This window comes from Nocardia sp. NPDC051570, from assembly GCF_044454005.1.
GTDB lineage: Bacteria > Actinomycetota > Actinomycetes > Mycobacteriales > Mycobacteriaceae > Nocardia.
In genome coordinates this window covers 57,470-75,440 of the sequence record NZ_JBITDI010000018.1, presented here as the reverse complement: position 1 = coordinate 75,440, position 17,971 = coordinate 57,470, and the positions used below count along the sequence as shown (strand labels likewise).

Annotated in this window: 22 protein-coding genes; 10 read left to right on the top strand and 12 right to left on the bottom strand. The window is 66.6% G+C overall.

Features of this window, described 5'->3' with window-relative positions; translation table 11 throughout:
* Positions 1-151 precede the first annotated feature (151 nt).
* Positions 152-1,687 carry a S8 family serine peptidase gene (locus tag ACIA76_RS34495; protein WP_397158052.1) on the top strand — a complete coding sequence of 512 codons (1,536 nt, stop codon included), beginning with the start codon at positions 152-154 and terminating at the stop codon, positions 1,685-1,687.
* Between the two features lie 162 nt (positions 1,688-1,849).
* Here ACIA76_RS34495 and ACIA76_RS34490 read toward each other — a convergent pair whose 3' ends face one another.
* Positions 1,850-2,533, bottom strand: a complete 684-nt coding sequence (locus ACIA76_RS34490) for a hypothetical protein (protein WP_397158050.1) — start codon at positions 2,531-2,533, stop codon at positions 1,850-1,852.
* Between the two features lie 500 nt (positions 2,534-3,033).
* Between ACIA76_RS34490 and ACIA76_RS34485 the strand changes: the two genes are divergently transcribed.
* A complete protein-coding gene (locus ACIA76_RS34485; protein ID WP_397158048.1) occupies positions 3,034-3,918 on the top strand; it encodes a helix-turn-helix domain-containing protein in 885 nt (294 codons plus the stop codon).
* Positions 3,919-4,142: 224 nt separating this feature from the next.
* Here ACIA76_RS34485 and ACIA76_RS34480 read toward each other — a convergent pair whose 3' ends face one another.
* The gene (locus ACIA76_RS34480; protein ID WP_397158046.1) at positions 4,143-5,630 is read right to left on the bottom strand and encodes an alpha/beta hydrolase; all 1,488 of its coding nucleotides are present in this window, start codon (positions 5,628-5,630) and stop codon (positions 4,143-4,145) included.
* 547 nt (positions 5,631-6,177) lie between these two features.
* On the opposite strand from ACIA76_RS34480, the gene ACIA76_RS34475 reads away from it, so the two are divergent.
* Entirely contained in the window at positions 6,178-6,696 is a 519-nt protein-coding gene (locus tag ACIA76_RS34475) for a cupin domain-containing protein (RefSeq protein ID WP_397158044.1), read from the top strand.
* 75 nt (positions 6,697-6,771) lie between these two features.
* Complete coding sequence (locus ACIA76_RS34470) at positions 6,772-7,449, top strand: HNH endonuclease family protein (protein WP_397158042.1); 678 nt, start codon at positions 6,772-6,774, stop codon at positions 7,447-7,449.
* Positions 7,450-7,536: 87 nt separating this feature from the next.
* Here ACIA76_RS34470 and ACIA76_RS34465 read toward each other — a convergent pair whose 3' ends face one another.
* Positions 7,537-8,007 carry a GNAT family N-acetyltransferase gene (locus tag ACIA76_RS34465; protein WP_397158040.1) on the bottom strand — a complete coding sequence of 157 codons (471 nt, stop codon included), beginning with the start codon at positions 8,005-8,007 and terminating at the stop codon, positions 7,537-7,539.
* An 82-nt stretch (positions 8,008-8,089) separates the two neighbouring features.
* Positions 8,090-8,218: a hypothetical protein gene (locus tag ACIA76_RS34460; protein ID WP_397158038.1), complete on the bottom strand. Its 129-nt coding sequence runs from the start codon at positions 8,216-8,218 to the stop codon at positions 8,090-8,092.
* A 167-nt stretch (positions 8,219-8,385) separates the two neighbouring features.
* Here ACIA76_RS34460 and ACIA76_RS34455 point away from each other — a divergent pair, with 167 nt between their 5' ends.
* Positions 8,386-8,997 carry a CAP family protein gene (locus ACIA76_RS34455; RefSeq protein WP_397158036.1) on the top strand — a complete coding sequence of 204 codons (612 nt, stop codon included), beginning with the start codon at positions 8,386-8,388 and terminating at the stop codon, positions 8,995-8,997.
* A gap of 42 nt (positions 8,998-9,039) precedes the next feature.
* On the opposite strand, the gene ACIA76_RS34450 is transcribed toward ACIA76_RS34455, so the two are convergent.
* The 4 genes from ACIA76_RS34450 to infC form a co-directional block, all read right to left on the bottom strand.
* Positions 9,040-9,861, bottom strand: a complete 822-nt coding sequence (locus ACIA76_RS34450; protein WP_397158034.1) for a TrmH family RNA methyltransferase — start codon at positions 9,859-9,861, stop codon at positions 9,040-9,042.
* A 35-nt stretch (positions 9,862-9,896) separates the two neighbouring features.
* Entirely contained in the window at positions 9,897-10,277 is a 381-nt protein-coding gene (rplT, locus tag ACIA76_RS34445; RefSeq protein WP_397158032.1) for a 50S ribosomal protein L20, read from the bottom strand.
* 67 nt (positions 10,278-10,344) lie between these two features.
* Positions 10,345-10,539 carry a 50S ribosomal protein L35 gene (gene rpmI / locus ACIA76_RS34440; protein ID WP_397158030.1) on the bottom strand — a complete coding sequence of 65 codons (195 nt, stop codon included), beginning with the start codon at positions 10,537-10,539 and terminating at the stop codon, positions 10,345-10,347.
* Positions 10,540-10,606: 67 nt separating this feature from the next.
* Positions 10,607-11,293, bottom strand: coding sequence for a translation initiation factor IF-3 (gene infC / locus ACIA76_RS34435; RefSeq protein WP_397158250.1), 687 nt, complete (start codon positions 11,291-11,293; stop codon positions 10,607-10,609).
* A gap of 337 nt (positions 11,294-11,630) precedes the next feature.
* On the opposite strand from infC, the gene ACIA76_RS34430 reads away from it, so the two are divergent.
* Positions 11,631-11,981 (top strand): DUF1844 domain-containing protein, encoded by a 351-nt coding sequence (locus ACIA76_RS34430; protein WP_397158028.1) that lies wholly within the window; start codon positions 11,631-11,633, stop codon positions 11,979-11,981.
* A gap of 1 nt (position 11,982) precedes the next feature.
* Here ACIA76_RS34430 and ACIA76_RS34425 read toward each other — a convergent pair whose 3' ends face one another.
* Complete coding sequence (locus ACIA76_RS34425; protein ID WP_397158026.1) at positions 11,983-12,144, bottom strand: LuxR C-terminal-related transcriptional regulator; 162 nt, start codon at positions 12,142-12,144, stop codon at positions 11,983-11,985.
* Positions 12,117-12,920, bottom strand: coding sequence for an alpha/beta hydrolase (locus ACIA76_RS34420; RefSeq protein ID WP_397158024.1), 804 nt, complete (start codon positions 12,918-12,920; stop codon positions 12,117-12,119). The genes ACIA76_RS34425 and ACIA76_RS34420 overlap by 28 nt, the downstream gene beginning before the upstream one ends.
* A 130-nt stretch (positions 12,921-13,050) precedes the next feature.
* Here ACIA76_RS34420 and ACIA76_RS34415 point away from each other — a divergent pair, with 130 nt between their 5' ends.
* Genes ACIA76_RS34415 through ACIA76_RS34405 form a run of 3 tightly spaced genes read left to right on the top strand, consistent with a single transcriptional unit; the run spans position 13,051 to position 15,279 of the window.
* Complete coding sequence (locus ACIA76_RS34415; RefSeq protein ID WP_397158022.1) at positions 13,051-13,749, top strand: alpha/beta fold hydrolase; 699 nt, start codon at positions 13,051-13,053, stop codon at positions 13,747-13,749.
* Positions 13,750-13,786: 37 nt separating this feature from the next.
* Positions 13,787-14,011 carry a hypothetical protein gene (locus ACIA76_RS34410; RefSeq protein WP_397158020.1) on the top strand — a complete coding sequence of 75 codons (225 nt, stop codon included), beginning with the start codon at positions 13,787-13,789 and terminating at the stop codon, positions 14,009-14,011.
* Positions 14,008-15,279: a hypothetical protein gene (locus ACIA76_RS34405; protein ID WP_397158018.1), complete on the top strand. Its 1,272-nt coding sequence runs from the start codon at positions 14,008-14,010 to the stop codon at positions 15,277-15,279. Before ACIA76_RS34410 ends, ACIA76_RS34405 begins: the two co-directional genes overlap by 4 nt.
* A gap of 1 nt (position 15,280) precedes the next feature.
* Here the strand turns inward: ACIA76_RS34405 and ACIA76_RS34400 are convergent, their stop codons facing one another.
* On the bottom strand, positions 15,281-15,664 hold the full coding sequence (locus ACIA76_RS34400; protein WP_397158016.1) for a hypothetical protein: 384 nt from the start codon (positions 15,662-15,664) through the stop codon (positions 15,281-15,283).
* A gap of 17 nt (positions 15,665-15,681) precedes the next feature.
* A complete protein-coding gene (gene murJ, locus ACIA76_RS34395) occupies positions 15,682-17,334 on the bottom strand; it encodes a murein biosynthesis integral membrane protein MurJ (protein ID WP_397158014.1) in 1,653 nt (550 codons plus the stop codon).
* 110 nt (positions 17,335-17,444) lie between these two features.
* Between murJ and ACIA76_RS34390 the strand changes: the two genes are divergently transcribed.
* A complete protein-coding gene (locus ACIA76_RS34390) occupies positions 17,445-17,954 on the top strand; it encodes a pyridoxamine 5'-phosphate oxidase family protein (RefSeq protein ID WP_397158012.1) in 510 nt (169 codons plus the stop codon).
* Positions 17,955-17,971 lie beyond the last annotated feature (17 nt).

Here is a 17,971-nt window from a genome sequence, read left to right as displayed (position 1 = left end):
GCGCGGTGATGATATCTGTTCTGCTTCCGTTCGGAATCACTGTGGCCGTACGATTTACATGGCTACGCGGAGACTTTGCCGCCTCGATGAATCCCGTTGCAGGACAACCCGTTCTGCCAGGAGACCGGAGCCTTTCGGAAGGAAGGATCTCATGTCGGATTCCACTCATATCCCGTTACCCGGAAGCTGGCTCCCCTCGATCGCCGATGTCACGGACCTCGGTCCGGTAGACCCGGACGAGACGATCGGATTCACCCTCGTCCTGAGGCGTCGAGAGCCGCTGCCCATCCGGTTGATCACCGGTGGGGAGACGGTGACTCCGGCAGAGTTCGCCGCGCGATACGGCGCGGAACCTGCCGATATGGCGCTTGTCACTTCGACTCTCACCGCTGTGGGCGGGCAGATCGTCGGCGAGTACATCTCATCGCGACGCGTGCAGGCGACCGCTTCGGCATCGGTGGCGCAGCTGCTGTTCGGCGCTGAACTGCGCAGGGTTCGCGGCACGGATCCAGTGGCCGGCAACCCCCCGTGCGAGTTCCGCATTCGTCACGGAGATCTTCAGCTGCCCGCTCTACTGGACGGTGTCGTCATCGCCGTCCTCGGCCTGGACACCCGACCGGTGGTGCGGCCGCATGTGCTGACCGCCGTCAGCCCGGCCGCGTCCTACGTGCCAACGCAATTGGCGTCGGTGTACAGCTTCCCCGCCGGGAACGGCTCCGGCCAGACGGCGGCCATCCTCGAATTCGGCGGCGGCTTCAATACCGATGACCTGGATACGTATTTCGCCAGCGCGGGCCTCAACACGCCGAGCGTCACCGCGGTGGGCGTCGACGGTGGCCAGAACAACCCGGGAACAGACGGTGCCACCATCGAGACCACCCTGGACATCGAGGTTCTGGGCTCTGCGGCAAATGGAGCAGCTCAGCTGGTCTACTTCGGGCCCAACAGCGAACAGGGTTTCGTCGACGCGTTGAGCCAGGCGGTCCATGCCACTCCCACGCCGGCCGTGGTCAGCATCAGCTGGGGCGGTCCCGAGGAATCATGGTCCGAACAAGGCCGTCAGGCAATAGATTCCGCCTGCAGCGACGGCGCCGCACTCGGCGTCACGGTGTCCGTCTCAGCGGGCGACGGCGGCAGCGGCGACGGTGTCGGCGACGGGAACAACCACGTCGATTACCCGGCCTCGAGTCCCTACGTGCTCGGTGTCGGCGGCACGACGCTGAATCTCGACTCGGGCGGTGGAGTGGAATCGGAGACCGTCTGGAACGACGGGCCGAACTCCGCTACCGGCGGCGGCGTGAGCACTGTCTACCCGGTGCCGTCCTGGCAGGCCGACGTGGGCGTGCCGGGCTCCGGACGCGGTGTGCCCGATGTCGCGGCAGACGCCGATCCGCAGACCGGATATCAGATCTACGTGAACGGAAATACCGAAGTCGTCGGCGGAACCAGCGCCGCAGCCCCGCTGTGGGCCGGTTTGGTATGCCGGTTGGCACAAGATCTCGGAAGCAAGCAGGGCCTGCTGCCAGCGGCGCTCTACCGCGGTGTGGCGAAAGGCCAAGCAGCGCCGGGCTTCCGGGACATCACCGCGGGCAACAACGGGTCCTTCTCGGCAGGCCCCGGCTGGGACGCCTGCACTGGACTGGGCGTTCCCGTGGGCACCGCGCTACTGACCGTGTTGGGTGGATAGCACCGACGCTCTGACGAACCCGTCGATGGAATCGCCCGCGCGATGATCGACGTCGCTACTCGGCGGCCTCCACACCGGCACGCGTCGCGCCGACCGCACGCGGTAGCGCCCGGGCGCTACCGCACGCCGCACTGTGCACAGTGAAAGCCCGCTGCGGGCAATTCATTTCGTCGACGGCACCGGAGGCTGGTTGATCGCGCCGAAGAACAGGATGGCCGCGGCGATGGCTACCGGGACGCCGAAGGCGATGGTGCCGATGAGGCCGCCGATCGCCCCGCCCGCGACGGCGGTGACCAGACAGCCGCCGAGGAAGCCGGGGACCGCGAGGACGCCGATGGTCGGGACCGCGGCGACAGCGCCGGCGGCCAGGCCGCCCAGCAGGCAGCCCAGGCCCGCGCCGATGGCCGTGCCGATCAGGGCGCCGAGGGCCGTGGCGACGCCGACCTCGGTGGAGAAGTGCGAGAGGGCGTCGTTGAACTGGTCCGAACCGGGGTTGAGGTCGACCTGGGTCAGCATCGGATCGGGCGCGGGAATCGCGGCGGCGGGGTCGACGCTCGGTGTGATGCGGGCCGTGCGGCCGTCCACGCTGGCCGCGATCGGCCAGCGTCGGCCATTGCGCTCGTAGACCAGCGGAATGCCGCCGACCACCACATTGCCCGGATCCCGGATCTGCAGCTGGCCGTCGGCGACCACGAGGGACCCGGCATCGATGCTCAGAAGTACCGAGTCACCGGAGAGACCGGCGCTGTAATGCAACTCTTGCGGCGGCTGAGCATGCACAACCGCCGCAGTACCCACCAGAGCTGTTACGAAGAACGACAGAACCGCGACAAGCCTTGCATTCACCGAGATACCCACAATCACCGCACGGAGGTTTACTCGATGAAACAGGGCAACCATGCAGCTAATCAATGCATTGTGACGCACATTACCGAATGGAAGCATTAGGCGGGCGGGCGCGAATCCGCACGGCGCACCCGAGCACGGCCGGGATACCGATACCCCGAAGCCCGCACTACCTCGAGGTACCACGCCGAGATCGCCCGCACACAGCGCAGTTTCGCGGTCCCGGGCACCGCCGAATCGAATTCCTATATAAGAACCCGGATTTCAGTCGGCCCACGCGGACGAGCCGACCGGTCGCGCAGCGATCGATTATCGGAAGACCGTAGGACACAACCACTTTGAATTCCTTCCCATTGCCGAATCAGAAGCGGAGCACTACCTGTAGTGATACTCTTCCGATCAGCAGGGCGGGGGGTTTCGGCGGCTTCACCGCTCCTGTTTCCAATCGGTTCCAGAACGAGGTTTTCCAGAATTCAGGCCAATAGATAGCGAGGGTAACGATGGCAGGCTCGACTCTTGCAAGCAGGACATTCGGGCGAGAGCTGCAGAAGTACAGGGAACGAGCAGGGCTGGCGCAGTACGCGGTCGCGCGAGCCGTAGAGACTTCGCCGCAAACGTATGGGCGCCTAGAGGACGGTGTGAAACGTAATGTCACGAGCCTCATGCTCAACGCCATCTGCGACAAGCTGCGTGTGAGCGACGCGGAACGGCGACAACTGCTCACGCTCGCTGAGGAGGTACGCGCCGAACGCAAGTCCGAAGGTGGTTGGTGGCGTGCGTACTTCGGTAACAAATGGGAAGGCTTCGAGTACTTCCTGCACTTGGAGGAAGCCGCCCGAAGACTGACCCAGCGACATAGCAACCTCATCCCCGGCCTTCTGCACGCATATGAGTACAGACAACAGCTCATCTGGGCGGAATACCCGAACTGGTCGCCCGAACAGATAGCGGGCCGCATGGCGATCGCCGAGGAGCGTCAACGCCGACTCCGCGAGCAGCGATTCGAGTACGAGGCATTCATCCCGGAATCGGTACTGCGCCAGCTGACCGGCGGCCCTCGAGTGATGCACGACCAACTGCATCACCTGGTCCATCTCTCAGACCTGCCGAATGTCACCATCAGGGCCATACCCGCCGGGGCGACGGATCCCATGGCCGGTCTCATGGGCACGTTCCTCTGCCTGGACTTCCCGCCACTCCCCAACACCGGGCTCACCCCGACGTCCGTCGTCTTTCTCGAGCAATTCGCCGGTGCCCTGTACCTGGAGACAGAGGATGAGGTCGTCAAGTACAAGGACGCGAGCGAACGACTTCGGCGTCTGACCCTGGGCACATCAGAAACCAGAGATCTAATCCTGGCGATCGCAAGGGAACGCTCGTCATGAATGTCGAGTCATCCACTTCAATGGTTCGAATGTCAGCGACCACGTAGAGGTTGTGAACGACACCCGGTGGGACGCAAGCCATTAGTGAGCTTCCCACCGGGCATCCAGGGCGAGATGATCCATCTCTTCTGACCTGTTCTCCCCCACCGAATGGGACGCCTTCACCCAGCCGTCACCAACGGCCGATTCGACCACTCGGTCACCATGCTGAAGAACCGTCAGGATCAGTCCGCGTGGCAGGTGAGATCGGTGGCGGGCAGGGTGCCGTCGCGCAGGTAGGTGTCGACCGTGTCCGCTACGCAACGATTGGGGAAGTGGCCATAGATTCCGTGGACGCGGACATCCTGGAGGGTGATCAGCCGGGAGCCGGTCAGCGCACGATGGAGGTCGACACCCTCTTGGTATGGGGCGCGAGTGTCGCCGGTGGCCTGCAGAATCAATGTCGGCGCCGAGTTCTGCACGATGGTCGGCGCCTCGACCGGCGCGGGCCAGAACGCGCAGCTGGTGATGTTGTTGACATAGGGACCGAACACCGGCTGGGTGGCCCGGCTGGCCTCGATATTGCGCCAATACCAATCCGGATCGCGCGGGGCGGCGACATCACCGCACCACACGGCATCGTGACCGGAGATCTCCTGCGGCTTAGCCGTCAGCCGGAGGGCGAGAAACTGCTCCAACTCGGGAGTTGGCTGTACCGGATGACCGGCGGCGGCATCGGCCAAAAGCCGGACCTGGCTGGCGAGTTCGTCGTAGCGACGCTGATCACTGAGCGATTCGTGCAGCAGTACCGGAATCCAGTGATCGTCGAGATCGTAGGACCCGATCCGGATCGGTGTGCGCGCCGCCTGCCGGATCAGAGTGGTCACGGTGGCGCGGACCTCGGCACGTGTGACGCCCAAACGGTATTCGTCATGGCGTGCGGCGGTCCGGTCGGCCCAGGCGTCGAGCGCTGCCTCGTCGGGCGCGCCGATGTCCTGCATCAGCCCGACCGGGTAGCGCCGCGGGTCGATGGCGCTGTCGAGCACGACCCTGTCGGTGCGGTCGCCGAACATCTGTGTGTAGACCGCTCCTAGGTACGTGCCGTACGAGCCGCCGAGATAGCTGATCTTCTGCTCGCCGAGCGCACCGCGAATCACATCCATATCGCGTGCGGTGTTGCGAGTAGTGATGTAAGGCAGCTTGTCGTGCTCAGCCGTCTGACAGCGCGCCGCCAGATCCGCCTGTGTCGCAACGGATTCGCCGAAGCTTTCGAGATCCACCCCCGCGGACTGCAGTCCGAGCCCGATCGGCCAGCCGCAATGCACGGGTGCCGACCGGCCGATACCGCGCGGGTCCATCCCGATCAGGTCGTATCGGTCCCGCACGTCCGGCGCCATCGCCTCGGCGAGGTAGAGCGGGAGGCCCAGTCCGGGCGCACCGGGGCCGCCGGGATTGGTCAGCATGATGCCTCGGCGTTTCGCCGGATCGGTGGCGGACAGTCGGGAGATCGCGACGGTGATGGTGCGGCCCTGCGGCTCGACGTAATTCAGCGGCACCGTCACCTCAGTGCACTGCGCGCCGGCCTTATCCAGTGCGTCATCGCCACACACATGCCAGTCCAGGTGCTGGCGAGAGAAGCGATCCAGATCACCGGCCGGAACCGAACCCACCGGCACAGCCCTGGCTACCCCCAGCCCAGCCAGGGACCCGACCACGAGCGCGGCGACGACCATCAAAACACCCCGCCGTGTACCCGTACCGTCCGATCTGCGTCGCCGAAAAATGCTCGCCCGCATGCCGTTACCTCTCTCTCCACCACACAACCACGATCAGCCGGATACCAACGGTAGAGAACCCGCACACGCATTCCTATCCGAGAAAACCCGGAATTCGGCGTACCCCCACAGGGATAGGACGTACCCCCACAGGGATAGCTCGCCCGCGCTGTCAGCCAACGCCACCAAAGCATGAATTGGAGCTCTCCGTGAAAACGCGGAACCTCAGTGCTGACTGTGGGTCCCTCACAATTGCAGGGGCACATCGAATTCCGGGTCTTCTGGGATAGGCGTACGTGTCCGGATTCTCTACCGTCGATCGCGACTGATCGTGGTCATGCGGTGGAGAGAGGTAACGGCGCTTACCCCGAAGCAGTCGGCCTTCACCGAGCGATGACAGGATCTCGATTGGTGACAGTGCACGACCTGGACATGGTCGACGACCGCGCACTAGCCTGCTCGAAGCGGATGAAATGTTCCGCTTCGATCCGAAGGAGCGACCATCGTGACCCTCCCCTCGCCGATCCCCCCGGACGATCCCCAACGTCGGCTCGCGGTCGTGCGACCGGAGACCGACGACGACCTGCAGTACATCGCGCTGGCCGGTGATGTCTACACAATCCTGTTGTCGGGCAAGCAAACCGACGGCCGATACTGCCTGATCGATATGCACGTGCCGCCCGGCGGCGGCCCGCCTCCGCACCGGCACGACTTCGAGGAGATGTTTACGCTGCTGGAGGGACAACTCCGCTTCACCTTCCGTGGCGAGGAGGTGGACGTGAAAGCCGGAGAGACAGTCAACATCCCGGCCAACGCACCGCACTTCTTCCGTAACGTCTCCGACCAGCCCGCGCGCATGCTGTGCATGTGCACTCCCGCCGGTCAAGAGGAGTACTTCCTCCAGGTCGCCGTCCCGATCGAGAGCCCGACCGCACCGCCACCACAGCTCTCCGAAGCAGAGCAAGCCGCGAGCCGCGAAAAGGCGGCCCAACTGGCCGCTCAGTATCGCACCGAATTCCTGTAGCACCGCGAATTCCGTTGTCGCCCCGGCCCGGACGGTGGGGCACAATGAATTCCATTGCTCGGCAAAGGAAGTTCGATGAGGATCGTCGTCACGCTGTCGGTATCACTGCTGGCAGCGGTCTCACTGTTGTGCGGATGTAAGGCAACTACCGGGCCCGTGGCGGGCGCCGGACCGGTTCCACCCGGCCCGATCAGCCCCGCGACCGCGGAACAGATGTTGGCCCAGTTACCGATCAAGGGCCGCGCCCCCATGACCGGCTACAGCCGAGATCAGTTCGGCCAGGCCTGGACCGACGACAACAGCGCCCCCGGCGGCCACAACGGCTGCGACACCCGCGACGACATCCTGCGCCGCGACCTCACCGACGCGAAACCCGCCACCGGCTGCCACATCACCTCCGGCACCCTGCACGATCCCTACACCGGGAAATCGATCGTCTTCGTACGCGGCCCGAAAAGCACTGTCGTACAGATAGATCACATGGTCCCCCTGGGCGACGCCTGGCAAACCGGCGCCCAGCAACTCCCCGCCGACCGCCGTCGAGACCTCGCCAACGACCCCCGCAACCTCCAGTCCGTAGACGGCCCCACCAACGAGCAAAAGGGCGACGGCGACGCCGCCACGTGGCTACCACCCCAAAAGCCCTACCGCTGTGCGTATGTCGAACACCAGGTCGAGGTGAAGTCGATCTACGGCCTGTGGGTCACCCGAGCCGAACACGACGCCATCGACGGCATCCTGCACGACTGCTGAGCACGCCGCCGCCGATCGGCATGCGGACTATGTTGAGCGGCAATACATCTCGACCGAGTGCCGCAGCAGGGAACGTTGCCTGAACCCTCAGTCGAGTCTCTTGAGCATCTTGACCGAGGTCGTCTCGTAGCCGAGCGACTCGTAAAGGCCTCGTGCACCCGTGTTGAACCCGAAGACGTTGAGACCAAGGGTATGAGCGCCCTGGGCCCGGGCGTATTCCTCGCCGAGGATCATGGTCTGTCGCCCGAAGCCCCGGCCACGCTTGTCGGCGTCGATGACGATATCCCAGATCCACCAGGCGTCGGCGTTGCCGCTCGCGTCCGGCCCGATCCAGAGGTAGCCGAGGATTACCCCGGCGTCATCGACCACGTCGAAGACCGCGTGCCCCGGGCCCGGTGTACCGGAGGGAAAGGAGCGAGCCATGCTTTCGTCCGCACGCCGGTAGGCATCCTCGGGCGTCTGCCCCGCAGCGACAAGATCTTTGGCGTACTCGTCTCGACCGCGCTCGAGCCAGGCAGGGAAGAGTCGGGCGTCCATATGGCGGAGGGCTACAGACATCGAATCAGCCTTCCACACACCGACGTTGGAGCGGTATCGGTTCGGGTTTCTCCTGGGCGGCGACGACGGTGAGCGGCGGTAGTCAGCGCGGGAGCTGGTTGAACAGCCGGACGACTTCTTCGCCCATGGCGCGACCGGCGTCGCATTCGCGGGTGCCGATGCCGATGATCTCGGAATGCCCGACGCGGTCGTCGACCGGAGTCCGGGCCATCCGGTATGAGGTTCCGTTACGAACTAATGGCGATCAGGGCGAGAGGCACGGTCAGCAGGCCGGTCAGTTCTCAACACCCTGCCACGACCAAGATCTCACCTGTTCCGGTCGAGAAGGATTACCGTTTCGGACGAACTTCCCGACCGCTATGCGTTGAAGGAGATCGTATGCATCGTAATCACGCCCGTTCGGCTGCGGTTGGTTCGTCGACGATTACTGTGACCAGGTCGAGATGCCCAGCAGCGGCATGTATCGGGGTAGTCGCTGTCCTTCTGGGGCTGGCAACTCCCGGATCAGCATCGGCAGCCACTCACCAGGACTTCACGACCGAGGCGTTCCAGAACGACTGCCTGAACGCCCACAACATGTACCGCAAACAGCACGACGCGTCCGCACTGACAATCGACCAGAAACTTGTCGCCTTCGCCATAGGACGCGCCAAAACACTCGCCATAACCGAAACCATGAAGCACGACGCACAGGGTTACGGAGAGAACCTGGCCTGGAAATGGTCCAGCCGCGGCGCCAATCCGGTGCCGTGCACAGTACCGGTAAAGGAGTGGTACAGCGAGGTCAAGGAAGTCGACTGGAGCGATCCGGAGAGCCTGCCCAAGGCACCCCGCTTCACCCAGGTGGTCTGGCGCGCCACGACCAAGCTGGGATGTGGACAAGCCGCCACAGTAAACGGCAGGCAGGGGGGCGTCTGGACGGTGTGCGTCTACGATCCCGCAGGGAACATGCCGGGCAAGTTCAGCGATAACGTCCACCGCAGCAGCTAGGCAATGTCTCGAAGTGGAATGAGGGCGGGTTGGTGCCCGCCCTCATTCGTTGGGCTTTACGAACTCACCCCGAGCGTGCTGCACCCGCGCATTCGCATACAGGCAGATCGCCGCAGCCGCAGCAAGATTCAAGCTCTCAGCGCGCCCATGGATAGGAATCCGGAGGCGATGGTCCGCGCGTGCCGCGACCTCGGGGTCCAGGCCGTGGGCCTCGTTGCCGAACAGCCACGCCACCGGGCCGCGCAGGATGTCCTCGGCGTCGTCGAGGTCGAGCTCGCCGCGGGCGGTGGTGGCCAGCACCGTGATTCCGGCGTCCTTCAGCGCGGCCAGCACCGTATCGGTATCGCGTTCGCGGGCGATCGGGACGTGGAAAAGGCTTCCCGCGCAGGCGCGTACGCATTTGCCGTTGTGCGGGTCCACCGAATCACCGGCCAGTACAACGCCGTCCGCGCCCACCGCGTCCGCGACTCGGATCAGGGTGCCCGCGTTGCCGGGGTCGGACATCTCGACCGGGACGGCAAGCATTCGGGGGGACGACGAAAGTACCTGCGGTAGTGGAACATCCACCGAGCGGCAGACCGCGACCAGACCGGGTGGGGTGACCGTCTCCCCGAGCTGTTCGGCGGCGCGCTCGCTCACCAGCGTCGCCCGCACGCCGCGCGCGACCGCGCCCGCGACCAGCTCGTGCTCGCGTTCGGCGGCCCGCATCGAGTAGAACAGCTCCGATACGCGCTCGGTATCCAGCGCCGCCGCAACGGAATTCGCGCCCTCGGCCAGGAACAGGCCGGTCTTGCGGCGCTGCGGGGCGCGATGCAGCTTGACAGCGGAAACGACCCGTGGGTTGCGCTCGGAGAGCGCATCCACGGGTCGTTCCGAATCGTGTTGTGTCACCTGATGAATCAGGCAGCCGGGGCGTTGACGTCCTCCGGCAGCGCCGCCTTGGCGACCGCGACCAGGCCGGCGAAGGCCTCGGCGTCGGACACCGCGAGCTCGGCGAGGATCTTGCGGTCCACCTCGACACCCGAGGCCTTCAGGCCCTGGATGAAGCGGTTGTAGGTCATGTCGTTCGCGCGCACCGCCGCGTTGATGCGGGCGATCCACAGCTTGCGGAAGTCACCCTTCCGCGCCCGGCGGTCCCGGAACGCGTAGGTCAGCGACTTGAGCTGCTGCTCCTTGGCCTTGCGGTACAGGCGCGACCGCTGGCCGCGGTAGCCCTTGCTGGCCTCGAGAACGGTACGGCGCTTCTTCTGAGCGTTGACGGCCCTTTTGACGCGTGCCACTGGTCAGTCCTTGTTCGATGAGGGGCGCTCGCGGCGCCCGGAGGGATGGTCGGTTGGCAGAGCCGGCTCAGATACCGAGCAGCTTCTTGATACGAGCGACGTCGGCCTTCGCGACCGGCTCCGTACCGTCCAGACGACGAGTCCGGGTAGAGGGCTTGTGCTCGAGCAGGTGGCGACGGTTCGCCTGCTGGCGACGCAGCTTGCCGCTACCGGTCACCTTGAATCGCTTCGAGGCGCCGCTGTGGCTCTTCATCTTCGGCATGGATTCCTCAATCTGTGTCGTACCGGCGGGCACGCGAAAAGCGCGAATCCGCCGGTGCTGTATCGGGTTACTGCGGAGCCACTCCGTCTACGACCTCGGGGGCCGGAGCGGCCTCGGGGGCCGGAGCTTCTCCACCGGTGGCGGGCGTGGCATCACGCTGCGACGATGCCGCCTGCTGTGCCTTTGTCCGCGTCTTCGCACCCTTATGCGGTGCGAGGACCATTGTCATGTTTCGGCCGTCCTGCTTGGCCGAGGTCTCGACGAAACCGAATTCGGCGACGTCGGACGCCAACCGCTGCAAAAGCCGGAAGCCGAGTTCGGGCCGCGACTGCTCGCGACCACGGAACATGATCGTGACCTTGACCTTCGAGCCGGCCTGCAGGAAGCGCAGGACGTGTCCCTTCTTGGTCTCGTAGTCGTGGTCATCGATCTTCGGGCGGAGCTTCTGCTCCTTGATCACGGTCTGCTGCTGGTTCTTCCGGGACTCGCGTGCCTTCTGCGCCGTCTCGTACTTGAACTTGCCGTAGTCCATGATCTTACAGACCGGTGGGCGCGCATCCGGTGCGACCTCGACCAGGTCGAGGTCTGCCTCCATGGCGACGCGCAGTGCATCTTCAACACGCACGATCCCAACCTGCTCGCCGCCGGGTCCGATGAGGCGGACCTCGGGTACGCGGATGCGATCGTTGATGCGGGTCTCAGTGCTGATGGGGCCTCCTAGGTCAAGCGGTGTCGTCCAACGACCGCAAGCTATAGCTGCAACCCCATATCCAACACGAAAGCCCCGTCGCGGTATTTCACCGCCACGGGGCCCGAATGTAGACCGGCCGCCGACACGAACGAGTCGCATCGACCCTGTGCTGGGGAAACCCCGCACGAGGAACCCATCCAAACTGATGGGCGACCGGACCGTCGAACCTGGCGTGTCGCCGGTTGACGGTGGGAGTCGGGCTCCACTTAGAGCCCCAGACCGATCTGAAGAACGGGACCGGGGCGGTCGTCGCAGGACAGCTTAACATCCCCCTACGTGAACCTCCCAATCGCCTGCCCCCGCGACCGGCCGGATCGGTTCCGGATGCCATGCTACGGGCATGAGTGAGGCGTCGCTGAACGAGTCCGAGACCGTGCGCGAGCTGGCGGATGTCCCCGCCGTCGAGGTGATCAGCCGCGCGGCCGTGATGCTGATGAGTTCGGCCGCGGAGAAGCTGGGCCTGGCCGATGAGGACCCCGAGGCCAGCCCGCGCCGGGATCTCGACGAGGCCCGCCGCGTCATCACCGCGCTCGCCGGGCTCGTCACCGCCTCGGTCGAATACCTCGGTCCCCATGCCGGACCCATCCGCGAGGGCCTGCAGTCGCTGCAGCGCGCGTTCCGCGAATCGTCGGCCTATCCCGACGAGCCGGGCAAGGGACCGGGCGAGAAGTACACCGGCCCGGTGTACTGAGTCATCCGTCGGCAATCTCCTGATTGCTCGCACCCTCGGCGATCAGGTCGAGCACCTCACGTTCGCGGAGTGTCAGGTCCGCTTGGGGGGCAACGGTTCTCGGTGGCGTGGCGACCGCGGGATCGGCCTCATACCTCAGGATTGCGGCATGCGGCGCAGCCAATCCAGGGCGGTATCGGCCACCCGGGGCCAGCCCCGGTCGATGGTGAGCGAATGTCCGCGATCGTCGAAACGTCGATATTCGGTGATCGCACGGGATTTGCGGTACCGGCGATGGGTCGCGCGGGTCAGCAGATCGGGAACGGAGTGGTCGAACCGTCCCGACAGCAGCAACAACGGTCCGCGCGTCTCGTTGCGAGTCCGCACGGCCGCAGGGGAATTCGGCAGCACATTGGCCAGAGCCAGCTGGAACACCGGCCGAGCCGGACTCGGCACCGCCCAGCGCTCGTACAGCGCATCGGACTCCGCGCGCGAGACCGTATTGGTGAAGGCGTAGCGAAACTGCTTGGGGGTCAACGACACCGCCCGCGTGGCATTGCGCGGATCGCGCAGCACCGGCAGTACCGCCCGGCCCTGTGCCGGGCTGATCGCCGTGACGCCCTTGATCTGCGCGGGCGTGATCGCCACCGCCGCGGCGCCGAGCCCCTGGCCCAGCAGATGCTGCACGAAGAAGCCGCCCATGGAGTGGCCGACCAGGATCGGGGGCCGGTCCAGCTCGCGGATCACCCGGGCGTAGGACGCGAGGATCTCGCGCACTCCGATTCCGGCCTGCGCGCCGGGATCGGCCCGCGCGGCCTCGACGGTGTCGGCGACGTGCGGCCAGTCCGGCACGATCGGTTCATACCCCTCGTCCGCGAATCGTTCCGCCCACGGCTGCCAACTCGTGGCATGCAGCCACATACCGCGCACGAATACCACCGGACCACGATCACCTGCCATCCAGGACCTCCCGATTCGCGCGATTCGAATGTCAGCGGCGAATATACAGCAGGTCGCGGGAGTTTCCTTGGCGCACAGGGGCCATGAAAACCGTGCCCGACGCGGTCGCCGGCATGCGATGCTCGAGGTCATGGCGATACTTCTGGTACCGGGTTTCTGGCTGGGCGCGTGGGCGTGGGACGACGTGGCCGAGGAGTTGCGCCGGCGCGGTGACGATGTGCGGGCGCTGACGCTGCCCGGATTGGATCCGGCCGATCCGCGGCGGCTGGAGGTGACGCTGCGGCAGCAGGCGGAGGCGATCGTCGAGGCGGCGAGCGAACCGACGGTGCTGGTGTCACACTCCGGTGCCGCGGCCCCGGCCTATCTCGCGACCGACCTTGCGCCGCACCGATTCTCGCACGCGATCTACGTCGACGCCGCGCCGCTGCCGAACGGCTTCGTGCTGATCCCGCAGCTGCCCGCCGCCTCCCGCGAACTACCGCTGGCGGACTGGCCGGAACTCGAGGCGGCGGGTAACAGCCTGCTCGGCCTGGACGAGGCCGCGCTGCGCCGCTTCCGCGAACGCGCGGTCTCCGAACCCGCGAGCATCGCGACCGCACCGCTGGAACTCAGCGATTCCCCTGCGCGCCTGGACATTCCGACGACAATCATCTGCAACAGCTTCAGCGCCGCACTGGTGCGGCAACTGCGCGACGAGGGTTCCGAACCGCTGTTCGCCGAGCTGACCCGCCTGCGAGCCGATTACGTCGACCTGCCCACCGGCCACTGGCCCATGTGGTCACGCCCGGTGGAGCTGGCCGAGCTGATCCACACGATCGCCGCCCACTGATCCCCTACCATGCCAGACACGGACGATCAGGAGCGGCATGGGTGACAGAGCGGATCTGGAAGCGGAACTAGGCGGGCCGCTGGCGGCCACCGGCGAACTCGCCGAACGTGAAATCACCGATCTGCTGGTGCTTTTCCATGCCGCCCGCGAACACGAGACGGCGGCGCTGCGCGAGGCGATCGAGATGATGATCGGCGCGCTGCCGCGACCGGTGCGGGGGATCACGAAGAAGATCATGTTCGGCGACCGGCTCGACCGATGAGTGATCCGATCACTCGCGCGCAGATCGTATTGCTCGCTCGCACCCTGCACGTACCGCCGGAGCGGCTGGCGCATCTGGAGCGACTGGGCGCCGAAGGGGTGCACGAGATCGCGCAGCGTATGGCGGCGGCGCTGTTCGATCGGCATGCCGAAACCTTCTCGCGGATCAGCACATTGGTGCCGATCATCCCGCTGACCATCTCGATGCCGTTGGTGCAGCGGCTGGTCCCGCCGATGCTGGCCGGGCGCGCGGCGGGTGCGGTCGGGGTCGATCATCCGAAGAAGGCGGCGGAAACCCTTGCGCTGCTGGATCCCTCGTATGCCGCCGACTGCGCGCCCTATCTGGATCCGCGCACAGTGGGCATGCTGGCCGAGGTGGCGCCGCCCGAACCGGTGGCGCGCGTGGTGGCCGAGATCCTGCGCCGCGGCGACTACATCACGGCCGGACCGTTTCTCGCCTATGCCACCCCGGCGCTGATCGAGGCCGTCGAGCGCGGCGTGCACGATGACGCCGGGCTGATCTTCTCCGCGGCCTACGCCTTCTCCGCCGAAGCCATCAGCGCCGTCGTGCGGCAACTGCTCATCGGTGCGGGACAACGGATTCCGCGGATGATCCGCACCGTGCTCGACGGGCCGCCGGAGCTGCAGGCCGCGGCGCTGACGGTCTTCGCGCGCTGCGATCCCGATATCATCGCCGCCATCGGCGACATCCTGTTCGCACTCGGCTCCGACTCGGCGCTGAGTGCCGTGATCGATACCGCCGTCAAGGTCGGCGCGGTGCCGGAGCTGTTCACCTTCACCGGTCATCTCACCCCCGCCGCCCTGGACCGGATGGCCGCGATCCCGGTCATCGCCCAGGAATCCGCGCTGCCCGCGTTGATCACCGCGCTGGACGGCGAGATTCGGGCCAGCCCCTGGCGCGGCGTGTTCGCGCTGTTGGGTCATACCGACGCCGACACCCGCCGCCGGGCCGCGCGCATCCTGGCCGGGCTGTCCCCCGCGACCCTCGCCGACCTGCCCGCCCATGCCACCGAGGCCGATCTGTGGTCGCCGCTGGTGGAATTCCTCGCGACCGCCGACGCCGAGGTGCAGTCCCGCCTCGGTGCCGTCTGGGCCACACTTCCGCCCGAACGCCGCGCCGGATTGCATTGGCATCTCGACGATTACCGCGACGACCCCCGGTTGAGCGTGCTCGTGGCCGCGCTGCCGTCCGAGTCGGTGGCGGAGGTGTTCTTCAAGCGCCGCCGCCTCGGACGGCGGCGCGGCTAGTTCAGCGCGGCGATTCCAGGCGGTCCAGCAGATGACGCGGCCCGACGGTGGTCGCGCCCAGCGCCTCGACCCGCTCGCGCAGTCCGCGATCGGCGGTGACCACCGTGACCGATCGGGTTCCCGCCCGCAACGCCGAGTCGACCACGGCGACGATCGCATCGTCGCCCGATCCCTCGGCCGCGACTACCTCTATCCGCGGATCAGCCTCCGTGGCAGCGCTTTTCGCCGCACCCTCGAGGACGACCACCAGGCGGGGCAGCTCGTCGCCCAGCGCGGACAGCCGCGCCAGCAGTCGGCGCGCGGCACCGGCGCGATCGCGCCACCAGCCGTCGGGCCGCGAGCCGATCACATTCGCCGCATCCACCACCAGCATGTCGTCGGTCATGCCGCCCGGCCTTTCTCTCACGCGATCGCCAATGTTCGGGCATGGCGGATTTCGGGGATACCGATCGCCTTGGCGGCGAGCAGGAATACCGCCAGGCCGATCGCCGCCCCACCCGCGAGGGTGAGCAGGCGCGCGATCGTCGGGTCCGAGACCAGGTGCCGGGTATAAGCCATGACAATCAGACACGCCCAGCCCGCCAGGGCCGAGGCCCAGACCACCCGCGTGAAAGTGACTGCCACGGTGGAGAATCCGAGCAGACCGTAGCGGCGACGCAACAGCAGATGTCCCGCGAGCGCGCCGACCACATAGGACGCCGATCCGGCGACGCCGAGCATCACCACGACGACGTGATCGGGCAGCACCGCCGCCGACAGGGCCAGGACCGACACCTTGGTCGCCACCATCGCCAGATTGATCATCGTCGGGGTGCGGGAGTCGTTGTCGGCGTAGAACACTCGCATCTGTAGCATCACCAGGGCGAACGGCGCCAGCCCGAAGGCCGAGGCGGCGATGGCCGCGCCGATCAGCCGGGCCGATGCCGCATCGACGCGGCCGGTGAACACGAGCGTGGTCAGCACCGGTCCGAGCAGTGCCATCGCCATCGTCATCGGAATCATGGCCACGGCCAGATATCGTGCGCCCCGGCCGAGATCGGCGATCACGGCCGGGCGGTCACCGGCCGCGGCGGCGCGGGAGATGCGGGGCATCAGCACCGTCAGCAGCGAGGCCGCGAGTATGCCGTAGGGCACCTGGAACAGCGGTTCGGCATAGGTGTAGACGGAGATGCCGCCGTGATCGGAGGCCACGCGCATCGTGACCGCCACACCGACCTCGCTGATGGCGGCGTAGCCGAGGATCCAGCCGAGCAGCGGCGTCGCGGCGCGCACCGGACGCCAAGTGTAGGGAATCGGCCGCACCCGCCAGCTCCAGTGGAATCCGTTGTGCCGCAGGGCGAATACCACCCAGACCGCCTGTCCGGCGATGCCCGCGGTGGTGCCGAGCCCGAGCGTGAGTACCTGCGTGGTCGTCATCGCGGCCGGGGTCAGGGTGACCGGGCCGGGCAGCAGGACGAAGATCCCCGCCGTCGCAAGGACGATCACGTTGTTGACCACCGGGGCCCAGGCCGCCGCGGCGAAGCTGTCGCGAACGTTGAGCACGGCGGTCAACAGCACCGTGATCCCGTAGAAGAAGATCTCGGGCAGCAGCAGATAGGCGAACAGGGTCGTGAGATGCCGCTGATCGGGATGGGCGACGAGCAGGCGCACGAGCAGCGGGGCGCAGAGCACGGCGACGAGGGTGAGCGCGGCCAGGCCGAGGACGGCCGCCACCATCACCCGCTGGGTGAACTCCCGGGAATGCCTGCGCCCGAGGCGACGAGCCCGCATCAGGACCGGAACGACGGCGCTGGCGAAGACGCTGCCGAGCACCAGCTCATAGACCATATTCGGCATGTTGTTGGCCAGATTGTACGAATCCCCCACGGCCGCGGCCCCGATCGCGGCGGCCAGCACGAGCGTCTTGGCGAATCCGGTCACCCGGCTCACGATCCCGGCGACCGCCAGATGCCCCCCGGCCCGGGCGACCGTCCCGGATCGCGGACGCACCGGTGCGCGCTCCGGGCCCGACAGCACCGGAAGCGGCTGTGTCGGAAGATTGCCGTAGTCGATCACAGATCCCCCCTTCTGAGAGTGAACGTCGTCTCGAATGTAGACGCCGCGCCGCGCGATGAGTTTCGCGAGCGTCCCCCGTCAGTACCGATATCCGATCGAGGAGGAGCACTGTGGAGATCGAGACCGTGAATCTGGATATCTACGGCAATGAGCCGCTGCCGTGGCCGCGCGCGCAGCGCGCTCTGGCGGGCTTCGCCGCCGGGCCGGAGGACACCGTATTCCTCAGTACCTGCGGGCCCGACGGGCGGCCGCATACGGCCGGTGTAGGGGCGGTGTGGCTGGACGACGGGGCGTATGTCGTCAGTGGGCGATCGACGCGCAAGTCACGCAACCTTGCCGTGAATCCCGCCTGCACTCTGGCCTTTCCGCTCGCGGGGCTCGATCTTGTCGTCGAGGGCACCGCGGCCGTCGTCACGGATGCGCGAATCCTGGAGCGGGTCGCGGCCCGGTATCGCGAACTCGGCTGGCCCGCCACCGTCGAGGACGGCGCCTTCACCGCCCCGTACAGCGCACCGAGCGCCGGGACGCCACCCTGGCAGCTGTATTTCGTCACGCCGAGCACCGCCGTGGGTGTCGCGACCGCCGAACCCTACGGCGCCACCCGCTGGCGGCTGGGCTGACGCTCGCTATCCGGGGC